The organism is Veillonella intestinalis (assembly GCF_943192895.1).
In the GTDB taxonomy this organism is placed as follows: domain Bacteria; phylum Bacillota; class Negativicutes; order Veillonellales; family Veillonellaceae; genus Veillonella_A; species Veillonella_A intestinalis.
This window is the reverse complement of sequence record NZ_CALPCB010000007.1, coordinates 56,655-71,949: the sequence shown is the minus strand read 5'-3', so window position 1 is coordinate 71,949 and position 15,295 is coordinate 56,655. Positions and strand designations below refer to the sequence as shown.

At 40.6% G+C, this 15,295-nt stretch carries 13 protein-coding genes; 10 read left to right on the top strand and 3 right to left on the bottom strand.

The features are described from left to right. The first annotated feature begins 126 nt into the window (after window positions 1-126). The 3 genes from cydD (at window position 127) to NFR27_RS06875 (ending at window position 5,272) form a co-directional block, all read left to right on the top strand. Entirely contained in the window at window positions 127-3,810 is a 3,684-nt protein-coding gene (cydD, locus tag NFR27_RS06885) for a thiol reductant ABC exporter subunit CydD (protein WP_251443607.1), read from the top strand. A gap of 77 nt (window positions 3,811-3,887) precedes the next feature. After that, the gene (locus NFR27_RS06880) at window positions 3,888-5,072 is read left to right on the top strand and encodes a hypothetical protein (RefSeq protein WP_251443604.1); all 1,185 of its coding nucleotides are present in this window, start codon (window positions 3,888-3,890) and stop codon (window positions 5,070-5,072) included. Between the two features lie 50 nt (window positions 5,073-5,122). Further along, a complete protein-coding gene (locus tag NFR27_RS06875; RefSeq protein WP_251443601.1) occupies window positions 5,123-5,272 on the top strand; it encodes a YvrJ family protein in 150 nt (49 codons plus the stop codon). Window positions 5,273-5,336: 64 nt separating this feature from the next. Here the strand turns inward: NFR27_RS06875 and NFR27_RS06870 are convergent, their stop codons facing one another. The 3 genes from NFR27_RS06870 to NFR27_RS06860 form a co-directional block, all read right to left on the bottom strand. Beyond that, the gene (locus NFR27_RS06870; protein ID WP_251443598.1) at window positions 5,337-5,858 is read right to left on the bottom strand and encodes a DUF805 domain-containing protein; all 522 of its coding nucleotides are present in this window, start codon (window positions 5,856-5,858) and stop codon (window positions 5,337-5,339) included. 237 nt (window positions 5,859-6,095) lie between these two features. Next, window positions 6,096-6,608 carry an ECF transporter S component gene (locus tag NFR27_RS06865; protein ID WP_251443595.1) on the bottom strand — a complete coding sequence of 171 codons (513 nt, stop codon included), beginning with the start codon at window positions 6,606-6,608 and terminating at the stop codon, window positions 6,096-6,098. Between the two features lie 23 nt (window positions 6,609-6,631). Further along, on the bottom strand, window positions 6,632-7,471 hold the full coding sequence (locus NFR27_RS06860) for a pyridoxamine kinase (protein WP_251443592.1): 840 nt from the start codon (window positions 7,469-7,471) through the stop codon (window positions 6,632-6,634). A gap of 259 nt (window positions 7,472-7,730) precedes the next feature. Between NFR27_RS06860 and NFR27_RS06855 the strand changes: the two genes are divergently transcribed. The 7 genes from NFR27_RS06855 (at window position 7,731) to NFR27_RS06825 (ending at window position 15,155) form a co-directional block, all read left to right on the top strand. Beyond that, window positions 7,731-8,663 carry an ABC transporter permease gene (locus NFR27_RS06855; protein ID WP_251443993.1) on the top strand — a complete coding sequence of 311 codons (933 nt, stop codon included), beginning with the start codon at window positions 7,731-7,733 and terminating at the stop codon, window positions 8,661-8,663. After that, window positions 8,660-9,565, top strand: coding sequence for an ABC transporter permease (locus NFR27_RS06850; protein WP_251443589.1), 906 nt, complete (start codon window positions 8,660-8,662; stop codon window positions 9,563-9,565). The genes NFR27_RS06855 and NFR27_RS06850 overlap by 4 nt, the downstream gene beginning before the upstream one ends. Beyond that, window positions 9,562-10,587, top strand: a complete 1,026-nt coding sequence (locus NFR27_RS06845) for an ABC transporter ATP-binding protein (protein WP_251443586.1) — start codon at window positions 9,562-9,564, stop codon at window positions 10,585-10,587. The genes NFR27_RS06850 and NFR27_RS06845 overlap by 4 nt, the downstream gene beginning before the upstream one ends. After that, on the top strand, window positions 10,584-11,543 hold the full coding sequence (locus NFR27_RS06840) for an ABC transporter ATP-binding protein (protein WP_251443583.1): 960 nt from the start codon (window positions 10,584-10,586) through the stop codon (window positions 11,541-11,543). Before NFR27_RS06845 ends, NFR27_RS06840 begins: the two co-directional genes overlap by 4 nt. Before the next feature lie 172 nt (window positions 11,544-11,715). After that, on the top strand, window positions 11,716-12,534 hold the full coding sequence (locus tag NFR27_RS06835) for a serine hydrolase (protein WP_251443579.1): 819 nt from the start codon (window positions 11,716-11,718) through the stop codon (window positions 12,532-12,534). 20 nt (window positions 12,535-12,554) lie between these two features. After that, window positions 12,555-14,153, top strand: coding sequence for a peptide ABC transporter substrate-binding protein (locus tag NFR27_RS06830; protein ID WP_251443576.1), 1,599 nt, complete (start codon window positions 12,555-12,557; stop codon window positions 14,151-14,153). 57 nt (window positions 14,154-14,210) lie between these two features. After that, window positions 14,211-15,155: a S66 peptidase family protein gene (locus NFR27_RS06825; RefSeq protein ID WP_251443573.1), complete on the top strand. Its 945-nt coding sequence runs from the start codon at window positions 14,211-14,213 to the stop codon at window positions 15,153-15,155. The last annotated feature ends 140 nt before the right edge of the window (window positions 15,156-15,295 follow it).

The window sequence follows — 15,295 nt, the reverse complement described above, 5'->3', positions numbered from 1 at the left end:
AAACTGCTAATGAGCAGTGATTAATGACATAATGAGTTTGTGTATTATAAATGATACGCATTATGTAAGAGTTAGGAAATGCACATCGTAACATGTGCATTTCCTTTTTTATAGTAGGAGGCTTCTGTGATAGTCAAAACCGCTCGTGAAGAGTTACTTCGGTTTAAGGGAAAGGCTATAGGTTTAGGGATTTTTAGTTTGCTAGGAACATTGGGCATTGTAGGGCAAGCCTGGTTCTTTGCAGTATTGATTGAAAAAACGTTTTTTGAAGGTCAGTCGCTCGAGGCTGTGTGGGGAACAATCCTTTGTCTTATTGGTGCTATTATAGTACGGATGGTTGCCACGTATTGCCAAGAACGGACCGCAGGGCATTTAGCTGTTTTGGCTAAGCAAGATTTACGACAAAAAATATGGTATCATTTATTAGATTTGGGGCCTTTTACTGGCGAACGACATGGTGATGTGGTCCATTTAATGACCGATGGCTTAGAAAATGTAGAGGCTTATATCGCTCGCTATGTACCGCAGATGCTCTACGCTATGATGATACCTTTGGTCATGGCGATTGCTATCATTGATGCTGCGCCTTGGGTTGCTATTATTTTATTAATTACATTTCCATTAATCCCTTTCTTTATGATTTTGATTGGCAAAAAAGCTGAATCTATGAATAAGGAACAATGGGAGCGCATGAGCTTTTTAAGCGGCCATTTCCTTGATGTGCTTCAAGGGATTGCTACACTTAAGTTATTTGGCCGTTCGGAAGAACAAGTAGAGGTTATTGCTCGTTTATCAGCCGAATTTAGAGACTCTACGCTACGCGTGTTGCGGGTGGCTTTTTTGTCGGCTTTAGTTCTTGAATTAGTTAGCACAATTAGTACGGCCCTTATTGCTGTCTATATGGGGATGGCCTTATTGTATGGACATGAAACTTTTTTACCAGCTTTCTTTGTCCTTTTATTAGCACCTGAGTTTTATGCACCTTTGCGCCAATTGGGGGCAGCCTTCCATACAGGGATGGCGGGGCAAGTGAGTTTAGCTAAAATTGATGACTTTTTAGCACTGCCTATTGAAGAACCAACTACAGGTTCCTTGCAGCCAGCTACTCATATAGAGTCGATTTCATTTAATAATGTTTCATATGCTTATGGGCAAGGTCATAAGGTAGGGGATTCCGCTCGATCCAATAGTAATATGGCTTGGGCTGTAGAAAATATTAATTTCACGTTGCGTCGTGGTGAAGTGACGATGTTAGTTGGTGGTAGCGGAGCTGGTAAAAGTACATTAGCTCATTTATTATTGCGCCTCATGCAACCAACGGCTGGTGAAATTTTAGTAGATGGCACAAACTTATTGGAGCTAGCAAGTGAGTCATGGCGTGATGCGGTTACTTTTGTACCTCAGCAGCCTCATTTGTTCCGAGGGACTTTGCGTGAAAATATTGCATTTGGGCAAACTGTTTCAGAAGAAGCCATTCAGCAAGCGGTAGTGGCAGCAGAAGCAGAGTCTTTTGTCAATTCATTGCCTCAAGGTCTTGATACATTAATTGGTGAAGGTGGCTTAGGTCTTTCAGGGGGCCAACGGCAGCGTATTGCCATAGCGCGGGCCTTTTTAAAACAATCACCTATTTTGGTGCTTGATGAAGTAACTGCCCATTTGGATGTGGCGACTGAACAAAGTTTGGCTACCGCTTTACAGCGGTTGATGCAAGATAAAATTGTATTACTCATTGGTCATCGTTTGCAAACTATGCGTTGGGCTGATCGTTTATTAGTGCTTAAAGAAGGTGCTTTGGTAGAGCAAGGGCCTTTTGAAACATTAGTGAATAATCAAGGGTATTTTAGTGAATTAGTTAAAGCAGGCCTAGGTGGAGGCATAATTCCTCCTGTTGAAGTAGAGGATACTACTTATGATGAGGCTAGTATAGCTATTACTTCTGGTGAGGCTAGTATAGGGACTACTTCTGGCGATTCCTCAGCAGAGGTTAGCGGCTTTAGTACAGATACTGAAACAAAGAATGCGAAAGTTGAAGTTAATAAAGACATATCTGCGTTTGATTCTTTACGTCGCTTGTTTGCCGTATTAGGGCCAGCACGTAATTCTTTATGGCTAAGCTTACTCTTTTCCTTTTTAACCGTATTTATGAATGTAGGACTTTTAACTACGTCAGCTTGGTTGATAACATCAGCGGCTTTACGCCCTGAATTAGCGGCATTGAGTTTATCCATTGTAGGCGTTCGTTTCTTTGGTATTAGCCGTGCTGTTTGTCGCTATGTAGAACGTTATGTATCGCATCATATGGCATTTCAAGGGCTTTATGGCTTACGTGTATGGTTCTATCAAAAGTTAGAACCATTGATGCCAGCTGCATTAAATCGTCTTGGTTCAGGAGATATCTTGGGACGTATTATGGCAGATATTGAAACTTTGCAATTCTTCTATTTACGTGTCATTATTCCACCAGTAGGGGCTGTTTTATTAACGGCCTTGGGTTTTTATTTTTTGAGTTTCTTTAGCTATTCTTTAGTCTGGTTACTAGCTTTGGCGTTCTTTTTAGGGGCTATAGTTATTCCTTTCTTGGTGTATCGTCATAATCAGATGGCAACGGAAGCTGTATTAGCGCAGCGCAGTACAATTAAAGAAACGATTGTAGAAAGCTTAGCTGGCATTATGGATATTATTACGTACAAGCAAGAAACTCGTGTTACTCAGTTAGTTAGTCAGCAATTTGAGAAACTGACTGCCGCACAAAGTCGAGTTCATAGTGGTACTAATTTAGGCGATACATTATTCCTTGGTCTTACTCAATTTACTATGGTTGCTGGGGCTATTATTATGATTCCTTTGGCTCATGGCAGTCAGCAGACGGGGATTTTTATTGCTGTAGTGGCGATTTCTTTGCAGTCTTACTTTGAAGCTTTAGGGCCATTGACAATTGCTTGGTATCATGGGCGTGAAAGTTTAGCCGCTATGAAACGCTTAGTTCAATTAGCCGAGCAACCACCAGCAGTTGTTGATGTGGCAGCTAGTCATAATTTATCCAAATCAGTAGTTGGTGAAGATGCTAGTGAGAAAGTAGGACGACCAATCGGCATCCGCTTAGACAAGGTGAGTTTTGCTTATGATAGAGAATATGTGTATCGTCACATGTCCCTTCATATTAAGGCGGGGGAAAAAGTCGCCATTGTAGGGCCGAGTGGTTCTGGTAAGACTACTTTATTAACGATGCTAGAACGTTTTTATGAATATGAAGGCCATATTTATTTAAATAATCAAGAATTGCGAGACATGCCGATTGCTACCGCTCGAGCTTGTTATGGCGCTTTAACTCAGGATACCTATTTATTCCATGCTACAGTAGAGGATAATATTCGCTTAGCTAAACCGACAGCTACCGACGAAGAATTGGCGAAAGCACTAGAATTTGCGGCCCTTACACAGTGGGTGACATCTTTACCACAAGGCCTAAAGACTATCATTGGGAGTGGCGGCGCTGGCGTAAGTGGTGGTCAAAGACAGCGTATTGCCTTGGCTCGCTTATGGCTTCGTAATAGTCCTGTATTATTATTGGATGAACCATTGGAAGGTCTTGATCAAGTTGTCCGTCAGGAATTACAGGCTTCCTTATATACTCTTATGAAAGATAAAACGGTGCTTTATATTACGCATCATTTAGGTGGCTTAGAAAAGATGGATCGCATCTTATTTATTGAAGCTGGTCGGGTTGTAGAAGATGGTTCTTATGATGAGTTGATGGCAAAACGAGGTGCTTTTTATGCATACCGTAGACTATCAATGGAAACGGTATAGTTTTAAAAGGTTCAAAAAAAGGACGTTTCATGGTATAATTGGAATGTTAACAATGTGCTAAATCCATAGGAGGCGTTATGAATAATCTAGTCACGCGATTATTGGAGATAGCAGAATCGATGACAGCTAGATCACGCAAGCAGCCAGTTGAAACTGCTACGCCCGTGCCAGTTGAGTCAACGCCGTCGACACCGAGTGAGGTCGATTTATATGATCATCGCATTATTAATGTAGAAGAAGATGCGATCAATCGTATCCTCAAAGCACAATTGCGCAATCATTGGTTGTTTTATTCTGTTACATTTGAATTTGAAGCAAATAATAAAGTGTATCTAGGGATTATTACTACCTTAGGTAACGTAATTACCATAGAATTTACCATTGAAGATTTGTGGTTTGATGATTATGCATCAAGCTTTTCTGTGAAACTTAATATGTCCGATGTCGATATGGGCGGCTTTATTTTAAATACGATTGTTCATTTAATGGGCAATTGGAGTTTAAGCCTTTTAGGTACATTCTTTAATCCGTTTGAAATTGGCGAAGATAGTTCTACAGTTCGTTTTGAAAAGAAGGGGATTATTCGTTTTGATTTAGCCCCAGATAGTCCGATTCGTCGCTTAATTTCTTGGCCTAATCGTTGCCCTGAAGCAAAAGGACCAGCCATTTTAATTAATGCGCGCACAGAGCAGTCTGTTTTACGGTTAGAATATTATGCCTTTCGTGATGAAGTAGAAACTTACAATGTGCCAGAGGTACCCGTCAAAACGAGTTGGGTTCGTTCCATTGATATGGCAGCAGCTTTACTATTGCCTATCGGGGTTTGGATAAGTTTTGTCATCTTACATCACTATTTACCAACAGAAACGATTGAATTTTCTTTTTCAACATACTTCTTAATTTCCTTAGGTATTCTGTGTATTAGTTTTATTGTGATGAACATTCCAAGGTATATTTATATGTACTTTGATTCGCGAAAAAAATGGCAAAGTGTGTTTGTCCATAATAATATTAAGATACAGATGCGTAAACTACAGCGCCGCATTCTAATTCAACAACAAGCTTTGAAAAAGAATGGCAAAGAGGTCGATGAAAAAAGTCAAGCTAGTATTCGTGACTTATTACTTCAAATTCGAGATAAACGCTTTTTGGCACAACGCTTAAAAATTGCTGATGAAGATCGTGATCGTAAACAAAAAATTAAATTTATTATTGCCTATATCGTCTGTACTTTATTAGAATGGATGTTGCTTATTAGGTAATCTTTACAACACCTCCTCACTGGAATGTATAACAGTGAGGAGGTGTTTTTATGGAAGCCATCTTAACAGCTACGGCGAATTATGGATTTCCAATGGTTGTAGCCGCTTATCTACTGATTCGGCTGGAACATAAAATGGATTCTTTAAGTGCGTCTATTAATGAATTAGTGTTTACATTAAAAACTTACGAACGAAGGTAAAAAGAAAGAGCGATAGTCTCACTCGTAATCTATATTGTTTAGCAATAATGATTACTACATAAGACTATCGCTCTTTTTGCATTCGTACACGTTTTTGTGGCCAAATCGCAGGCATTCCATAGCGATTTGGTTTACCACTACCAGGGATAACGAGTAATACAAAATTAACAAGCCAAATAATGACCATAAACGCGGCACTAGTTGATTTTATAGGTAAATAGGGATAGGTAAAGGCGATAAAGATACACCAACAAATCCCGATAATACCATGAAGTGAGAAATCTTGTAAGCGCCGAGCATAGAGTACATAATAGAGGGACAAAATTACAGCATGACCCAAAAAGCTTAATATGCGAACCCCCCAATAGGAAATTAATATAACTACATTGGCCATCATAGTATTGATTAAATTATTAAATAGACTTACTGCAAATGTTAAGGCTATAAGACCTAATAAGAATTGTAGTCGATTAAGTCTACCGTGGAGATATAATATTTGTATATTGTTGACATAGCCCCAGCGTGTAATGGCGAAGGCAATTAGGCCCATTAGAAATGCTTGACCTATATTAAATAAAACATCCATGAAATCTTCCTTTTCTAGTTCTTCAATTTTATTATTATATCATGAGATAGTAGTTGGTGACTAGAAAAAATAAGTAGTAGGTGAAGTTACACGTTAATAAGCATAAGAACGGCTACAATAAAAGATAGAAAAAAGATAGAATAAAAGATAAATTAAAAGTTATAATAAAAGTCAGAATAAAAGAGGCTATCATCAAATGTAGCATAGAATACACATTTGATGACAGCCTTTTTATATCTACTTATGAATGACATTCCGTAGGGCTCTTACTAAGAAGAAGGCCACTAAGATACCTACACCACTAGTTAAGAATGTGGCAGGTAAGCGACTAACTGCAGCGGCAAAACTATTAAGTACATAGTGCCAAGCTACAAAATAGCCCAGTGCAGTCCAAACACTGCCAATTAACATAGCAGCTAGGAGGCGGAGCCAATTAGACTCACGCGCTTTACGAGGATTGGGTCTAAAGCCAACTACTAGATAGCCTACTAATAGCCCTGAAATCCCTTTAATAACAATTGAAAATAGGGTATACGCAGAATGGCCCATAACAAGGTCGAAAAGGCCAGAGCCGATAGCGCCCGCAAGACCACCATAGAGACCGCCAAATAAGGCGGAAATAGTGAAGAGGGCGGCTGAGCCAAGATGAACCATAGCACCCGTAGGTAACGGAATTAATAGAGTGGTAGCTAAGGCACAAAGGGCAGATAGCATACCGATATAAATAACATCACGAATAGAAAATTTCAATGGTTAGACCTCCTTTAGTCTTTTTATTTAATTAAATTGCTTAAACGTCCTAGGAGGCGTTCAAATAATAAACCATCATGCATAGAACCAATAGTTTCATGTGTATATTTTACTGCATCAGTAGTGAAATTAGCGGCAATATTAGCACTTTCTAATGTATCATACCCTTGCATTAAAGCACCCGTTAAGGTGGCTGTAAAGATATCGCCTGTTCCATGTGCTTTGACTGGGACTAAGGTAGTACTCACAAGCTGTAAATCATCTGTTTCTCCATCATATACAGCAACGATAGCTTCTGAGGTATGAGGGACACCTGACATAATAACATGACGTGGTCCTAATTTATGAAGTTCTTTACATAGTTGACGAATTTTTGCTTCATCTACACTTTCTGGCTCATAAGGTTGTCCTAAGAGGAAACTTGCCTCCGTATAGTTTGGCTTAATGATATGAGCATGGGCAATGAGTTTACTCATTTCTTGTACCATGGTGTCATTATATACAGAATATAGTTTGCCATCATCGGCCATGGCAGGATCAACGATGATGAGTTTATCTTTGCCAAAGCGCTTAATCGCTTCAATAACAATATGAATTTGTTCTGGTGAAGCTAAAAAGCCACTTTGGATAGCATCGAAAGTAATATTATTTTTTTCCCAGCAATCCATGAAAGGACGAAGGTGTTCAGAGAAATCGACCATTTCATAATTGGGATATTCCAGATGATTACATAAAAGTGCTGTTGGAAATGGCACTGCTTGAGAACCGAAGGCACTTAAAATTGGCATAGCAACTGTTAAAGAACAACGGCCAATAGAACTCATATCTTGGATTGATAGTACAACTGGAACTGGATTTTGCATATAATAACCCTCTTTTCTTTTGATAGTTTTGCCGGATATGGCGCTTGTTAGTTGATACTTCTCTTTTATGAAATACATTGTAGGAAATTATGTGTCATATGTAAATATACAGAATTTTTATTTATCATAGGACAGATGGAGCTTTGTGTAATAATGTATACAGAACACATGAGCTAGATTTGATATTCAATCATAGGAAATGAGGCAGACTCGTGTATAATAGATATATAAATATTATCAACTAAGGAGAGTGATTGCAGTGGGGACCTATTTACTAAAACGGTTAGTCGGCGCTGTAGTAGTTATGTGGGCCATAATTACTATTACTTTTATGCTTATGCATGCTATACCTGGAGGCCCTTTTACCGAAGAGAAAAAATTGCCACCACAGATTAAGGCCTCGATTGAAGCGACCTATCATCTTAATGACCCAGTGTGGCAACAGTACATCGATTACATGAAACATGTAGTACAGCTTGATTTAGGACCATCGTATAAATATTTAGGCCGCTCAGTTAATGATATTATAGGGGAATCCTTCCCTGTATCGGCTCAACTTGGTTTGGGGGCATTGTTATTTGCTGTAATTGGTGGTGTTACAGCGGGTATTGGCAGTGCGCTGAAACCAAATACTTGGCTAGATTATGTAATCACCTTTGGCTCTACTTTGGGGCTATCAGTACCAACGTTTATCATTGGTGCCTTATTAGTTTATTGGCTAGGGTTTGTATGGCCGATTTTCCCTGTAGCGCTTTGGAAGGGACCAGCTTATACGGTGTTGCCTATTATGACCTTAGGAGCACAGCCTATGGCGTTTATAGCCCGTTTAACTAGAGCAACAATGTTAGATGTATTACAACAAGAATATATTAAAACAGCCCGCGCCAAAGGGTTGTCTAATGGGACTATCATTATAAAACATGCGTTAGGCAATGCTATTTTACCAGTGCTTACTTATTTAGGACCTTTAGCAGCGGCTTTATTAACAGGGAGTTTTATTGTAGAAACAATTTTTGCAATTCCTGGTCTTGGAAAGTATTTTGTAACATCAATTTACAATCGAGATTATACCGTTATCTTAGGGGTCACCATATTTTATAGTGCTCTTGTAGTTGCTTTTAACTTATTAGTCGATTTAGTGTATCCTTTAGTGGATCCACGGGTAACAATGGAAGAGGAGGATACGCCATGAGAGCTGTTGATGATTTTTTACCATTAGCACCGGAAGCGGTGGTGGCTGAAACGACGTATCGTCCACGGCCAAATGGGTGGCAACGTTTAAAAGAAAATAAGTTAGCTTTAGTGGGGCTAGCTATTATTGTATGTATGCTTTGCTTAGCTATTGTAGGGCCTTGGTTATCCCCGTATACATATGCAGATCAAAATTTAGCTCATGCAAATCAGGGTCCATCTAGTGAGCACTGGTTTGGCACAGATACACTAGGCCGTGATTTATATGTACGGGTTGTATATGGCGCGCGCATTTCACTATCTGTTGGCTTTGTGGCGGCCGCTATTAATCTTGTCATTGGTGTAATTTATGGTAGCGTAGCTGGTTTCTTTGGTGGTAAAGTAGACCGTCTGATGATGGGCTTTGTGGATATTTTATATGGCATTCCTCTATTGCTATATGTAATTTTACTGATGGTAGTATTATCGCCAGGGTTAACCTCGATCTTTATTGCATTAGGGATTGCTTACTGGCTCACGATGGCTCGTATTGTACGTAGCCAAATTGTGACCTTAAAGAATGAAGAGTATGTATTAGCGGCTCGCTCTATGGGCGTGCCTGCATGGCGCATTTTATTCCGCCATATGTTGCCAAATTGCGTGGGGCCTATTATTATTACCATGACTTTAGCTATTCCTGAAGCTATTTTTACGGAAGCTTTTTTAAGCTTTATCGGGCTTGGGGTAAACGCACCGATGGCTAGTTGGGGTGTATTGGCCGCAGAAGGTATTAACTCTATGCGTTCATATCCGTTTCAACTCATTGCTCCTGCCGTTGCTATTGGTGTTACTATGTTAGGTTTTACCTTCTTTGGAGATGGCTTGCGTAATGCCTTAGATCCAAAAGGGGAGGTGAAACGATGAGTCAAAGTATGCATGTAACTGAAACTGGAAATGTAAGGGAAAAGAAAAAGGATCCATTAGTATCTTTAGAAAATTTACAAGTTACGTTTCAGACCTTTGCTGGTCCTGTACCCGCTGTTAGAGGCGTTTCCCTCAGCGTTCAGCCCGGTGAAGTAGTGGGCTTGGTGGGAGAGTCTGGTTGTGGAAAATCAGTAACTTTACAGGCTTTGATGGGTTTGTTGCCTAAAGATAGAGTTAATTTAACTGTAGATACTTTGGCGGTAGATGGTCAAGATTGTAAAAATTATAAAGAATCGCAATGGCGTCAATTACGTGGTACTACGGTGGCAATGGTATTTCAGGATCCGATGACAGCATTGAACCCTATTTTGTCAATTGGTACTCAGTTGAAAGAAGCGATTCGTTTAGGGGCAGAGCGGCATAAGCAAACAGTAGGCGATGAAACACAAGAAGCGTTACATTTATTACAAAAGGTAGGCATTGCTGATGCAGCTCGTCGTTTGACACAATATCCTCATGAATTGAGTGGTGGTATGCGCCAGCGTGTAGTGATTGCTATGGCACTAGCTGGTCGTCCTGCTTTATTATTGGCCGATGAGCCAACTACAGCACTTGATGTAACGACAGAGGCGCAAATTTTATTACTTGTAAAAGAATTAGTGAAAACAGAGCATATGGGTTTGCTGGTTATTTCTCATAACTTGCGTGTCATTGCTCAATTATGTGATCGCATGGCTGTTATGTATGCAGGTCAAATTGTGGAAACTGGGACTATAGAAGGACTGTTAAGTAATCCACAACATCCTTATTTACAAGGTTTATTAGGTTCTTTACCAACTAGTGCGACTACCACTTTACAAGCTATTGGGGGGCAACCACCTGATATGTTTAGTGTACCTGCTGGCTGTGCGTTTCACCCTCGGTGTAAGCAGGCCATGCGTATTTGTGCTCGTGAAATTCCAAGTCTTACGGATGGTGTACGTTGTTGGCTTCAAGAGGAGAAAAAGGCGGTGAACGTATGAATATTTGGGAAACAGAGAATTTAACCAAACACTTTATTTTACGGCGTGGCCTTTTGAAACAACAGCGACAAGTAGTGCGAGCTTTAGAAGGGGTGTCTTTGCAACAAGCCCCAGGTGAAACTTTAGGGCTTGTTGGTGAGTCTGGGTGTGGTAAATCCACATTTGGGCGAACGCTTATGGGGCTATATCCTAAGACAGCAGGCCGTTTGACCGTAGCAGGTCGTGAAATTGCCAGTTCTAATGACCAGGCACATGTGCTGAATCATATTCAAATGGTGTTTCAAGATCCGTATGCGTCTTTGAATCCCCGTATGACTGTGCGGCAAAGTTTAATGGAGCCCTTGAATGTGCGCACCGCTGTAGGAACTACTTTAAGTGATGGGGATAAACGAGCTAAGGTAGAGGCGGTGTTAGAGCAGGTGGGCCTTAGTAAGGCTCAGGGCGAACGGTATCCTCATGAATTTAGTGGCGGTCAACGGCAGCGTATTGGCATTGGACGGGCACTGATTAGTTCGCCACAATGTATCATTTGCGATGAGCCAATTTCCGCTTTAGATGTATCTATTCAAGTACAAATTGTATCTTTGTTAGAACGATTACAAGCGGAGCAAGGCATTAGTTATGTATTTATTTCCCATGATTTGAATATGGTGCGTTATGTGAGCCAGCGCATTGCCGTTATGTATTTAGGTAATGTGGTGGAAGAAGGCTCTACTGCGACTGTATATGAAACGCCGCTACATCCTTATACGCAAGCGTTGATTACATTGAATGCTCCGTTGGCGCCACATATGACAATAGGCCCAGTTCTTAGTGGTGAAGTGCCAAGTCCTTTAGCTGAGATTCAGGGCTGTCCATTTGCTTCCCGTTGCCCTGAAAAAATAGGACAATGTGAGGAAGCTAAACCACCATTAGTGGTTCGTGGCTCACAAAAGGTAGCTTGTTGGCGGCGATAGCTAATTGAGTGAAACGTAACATTAGATATTTGTACTAGGCATAGAGTACAATTGATAGTAAGTGTAAGTGTAAGTGTAAGTGTAAGTGTAAGTGTAAGTGTAAGTGTAAGTGTAAGTGTAAGTGTAAGTGTAGGCATGGTATGGTAGTAGCCAAGAAAGTAGGGCGCAGTAGATGGAAAAATTACTAGCTGGGAAAGGCTTAGAAATAGAATTAAATGATTTAATTAATCGCTTAGCACCTACTGGACAGGTGTCGTATTTAGTAGTTCGTTTAGATGACGAATTGCCCATGGTAGAGATTGCTAGCCGTAAGATGGAAGCTGTTCATGCCAGTGCTAGTATGATAAAAGTGTTGATTATGGCAACTCTTTTCAGTAAGGCGATAGCAGGGGCGATTAATATACAGGATACAGTTGGTCTTCGCGATGTAGCTCGTGTATTAGGTGGTGGCGCTTTGCAAGAGTTAGAGGGGCACCATCGTTTTACCTATTTAGAAATTTGTCGGCTCATGATGGTTTTGAGTGATAATTGGGCTACTAATTTATTAATTCACCATTTAGGCATGGATACTATCAATGAATTTGCCTTAACTTTAGGTTTAAAAGATACACGCCTTAATCGTTTTATGATGGATACGGTAGCTCGTGAAGCGGGTCAAGAGAATGTAATGACGGTATTGGATTTAATGGTTTTGTATGAATATATTTATCGTCAACGTGAAACGGGGCCTTTAGGCTATGAAATGTGGCAATTATTAGGACGTCAACAATTTCGTGATAAATTGCCCTTTTATTGGGGGGAAGATGTGGTGTTCTATCACAAAACAGGGGTGCTTGAAGAAGTAGAACATGATGGAGGTCTTTTGCCATTAGTGAAAGGCACTTTTGGTTTAATTGCTTTTATTTCACAGGTTCCTAATACGGAAGGTATCTTGCTTGGCGCTCAGATGGGGCGAAGTATGAAGGACTTTTTAGATAATAAACTGCCTTAAGGTGGCGTAAGGAGTTGTGTATGAGACGACTGGGAATAGTAAGTATAATTCTTATATTAATATTGAGCGTAACTGTATTGGCTGGATGTAGTCGCAGTGGTGAAACCATACCAGCAGATACATTGCGTTATGCATTAGAGCAAGAACCGTCTACTTTGGATCCAGCCAAATCATCGACGTTGCCTGAATCTACGGTAGAGTTGGCTATTTTTGAAGGGCTCACTCGTTTAAATGAAAAGGATATACCAGAACCAGGGATGGCGGAATCTTGGTCGATTTCAGCTGATGGCTTGGTGTATACTTTTCATATTCGCCCTAACGCACAATGGTCGGATGGCAAGTCTGTGACAGCTCATGACTTTGAATATGCTTGGAAAAGAGCGTTAAATCCTGCTGTAGCTGCTAACAATGCGTATATGCTCTATGTATTGAAAAATGGGGAAGCCTATAATACAGAAAAAGCAAGCGCAGATGAAGTAGGGGTAAAAGCTATCGATAATCATACGTTAGTCGTTACCTTGGCAGCACCGGCGCCTTACTTTTTAGGGCTGACAGCTTTTCATGCTTATTATCCAGTGCGAGCTGATATTGTAGAGGCTGCACCTGATACATGGGCTACTAATGCAGACACATTGATTGGCAATGGTCCATTTAAATTAGTAAAATGGCAACATAGCGCAGAGTTACAATTTGTAAAAAATGAACGCTATTGGGAAGCTGCTAAAGTACGCTTAAACGCTATGGAGTGGCCTATTAGCGAATCTCAAAGTACGCGTCTTACTTTGGTAGAAGGTGGGGCTGCGGATATTATGGTAGAACCGCCAGTAGCCGACCAAGAGCGGTTAAGTCAGTTAGGGCTTTTCAAAGTGGCGCCATCATTAGGGACCTACTACTATGTATTTAATGTTACTGCGCCACCATTTGATAATCCATTGGTGCGAAAAGCCTTTTCCATGGTAATTGACCGGAAAGTGATAGTTGATACCATTGTTCATGGGGGCAAAACACCAGCTTATGGTTTTGTGCCACCAGGGCTTACGGATGAAGGAACAGGGCAGGATTTTCGGCAAGAAGGCGGTGCTTTAGTTGCTTATAATGTGGCGGAGGCTAAACGTATGTTAGCAGAAGCTGGCTATGGGCCTAATAAACCACTACCACCAGTGACTATATTGTATAATACGAATGAAATGCATAAGGCTATTGCTGAAGCGGTGCAGGCAATTTGGCAAAATGAGCTAGGTGCTACGGTATCTTTGCAGAATCAAGAAACTAAGGTATTTATGGCTAATCGTGAAGAAGGCCACTATCAAGTGGCTCGTGCTTCGTGGATTGGTGACTATGCGGATCCACAGACTTTCTTAGATGTATTTTCTGATGAAGCTAATGATGCGCAGTATCATAGCACTGCTTATAATGCGTTAATGGAACGGGTTCATATGACGACGGATTTAACTGTGCGCAGTCAATTAATGCATGAAGCGGAAGCAATGCTTTTTGAAGATACGGTAATATTGCCGATTTATTTCACGACTACACCGTATGTAGTACGCGATACAATTGATGGTTTCTTCTGGTCCAGTTTGGGCACCGTAGATTTTAAAGAAGCCTATCGGAAATAATTCTGTTAAATTGTGTATGTAAGTGTATGAACACATGTTTTGAAGTAGGAGATTAGAATGGATTGGATATGGCCTAAACGAATAGAGCCTGGTATGACCTTAGGGTTTACGGCTCCTGCATCAGCGGCTAAAGAGGATTTAACTAAGCTTGAGGTTATAGCCAAGGAACGTGGTTATGATGTCTTGTTTGGGTCTAGTTGTTTTCGTGAAGGCCTATATGGTGGGTCCCCGGAAGAGCAGGCTCAAGAATTTAATGAATTAATGACTACAGCGTCTTGTGATGCGGTGATTGCTTTGCGTGGTGGCTATGGAACCGTACGGTATCTACATTTATTAGACTATGAAGGCATTCGCCACCATGGAAAACCTTTCGTTGGCTATAGTGATTGTACCGCGTTGCATTGTGCCATTGGGAAATATAGCCGTTTAATTACCTATCATGGGCCTATGGGGGTAGATTGGTTACAAGCAAATCGTGAAAGCGATATAGAACATCTATTTGATTTATTAGAAGGGCGTACTTCGGTTATTGAACCTTTATTGGCACCACCACGTGGATTTATTGGTGCTAATATGGAGGAAGGACGTTTATTAGGTGGTAATTTAGCCATGCTTTGTAGTTTAGGAGGGACTCCATATATGCCTGATTTAACTGATTGGCGTGATGCTGTTTTGCTCCTAGAAGATATTGGTGAACCGCCTTATAAAATTGACCGAATGTTACAGCAGCTTCGTTGGCAAGGTATATTGTCACAAGTGAAAGGTGTTGCTTTAGGCACTTTTACAGATTGTGAAGGGGATGCAGAGGATGAGGTCTATGAAATAGGGGCTCAAGTATTAGATCATATGATGGCTGAGCGATCGGACGAGAGTCCTGAACCCTTTGTGTGTTATGTTCCCGTTGGACATGGGGCGCCTCATTGGGCGCTTCCATTAGGGGCCTATGTAAGTTTTCGTGCTATTTCTAATACGTTATTGATATTGCCTCATGGTGATTCATAGGTTATGTTAGTACGTTGCAGGCAGAAGGTAGGCCTAGGACAGAGTTAGCAAAAATTTAGTAAGAAGTTAGAAAAAAGCTAGGAAATCTAAAGAAAACTAGAAAAAGCTAGAAAGAAGTTAGTAAGAAACTAGAAAGGAAT

Bases quoted from the DNA above. Each gene is read 5' to 3' on its own strand.
- NFR27_RS06880 (WP_251443604.1), top strand. From the start codon at position 3,888: ATGAATAATCTAGTCACGCGATTATTGGAGATAGCAGAATCGATGACA.
- NFR27_RS06875 (WP_251443601.1), top strand. From the start codon at position 5,123: ATGGAAGCCATCTTAACAGCTACGGCGAATTATGGATTTCCAATGGTT.
- NFR27_RS06870 (WP_251443598.1), bottom strand. From the start codon at position 5,858: ATGGATGTTTTATTTAATATAGGTCAAGCATTTCTAATGGGCCTAATT.
- NFR27_RS06860 (WP_251443592.1), bottom strand. From the start codon at position 7,471: ATGCAAAATCCAGTTCCAGTTGTACTATCAATCCAAGATATGAGTTCT.
- NFR27_RS06850 (WP_251443589.1), top strand. From the start codon at position 8,660: ATGAGAGCTGTTGATGATTTTTTACCATTAGCACCGGAAGCGGTGGTG.
- NFR27_RS06845 (WP_251443586.1), top strand. From the start codon at position 9,562: ATGAGTCAAAGTATGCATGTAACTGAAACTGGAAATGTAAGGGAAAAG.
- NFR27_RS06840 (WP_251443583.1), top strand. From the start codon at position 10,584: ATGAATATTTGGGAAACAGAGAATTTAACCAAACACTTTATTTTACGG.
- NFR27_RS06835 (WP_251443579.1), top strand. From the start codon at position 11,716: ATGGAAAAATTACTAGCTGGGAAAGGCTTAGAAATAGAATTAAATGAT.
- NFR27_RS06830 (WP_251443576.1), top strand. From the start codon at position 12,555: ATGAGACGACTGGGAATAGTAAGTATAATTCTTATATTAATATTGAGC.
- NFR27_RS06825 (WP_251443573.1), top strand. From the start codon at position 14,211: ATGGATTGGATATGGCCTAAACGAATAGAGCCTGGTATGACCTTAGGG.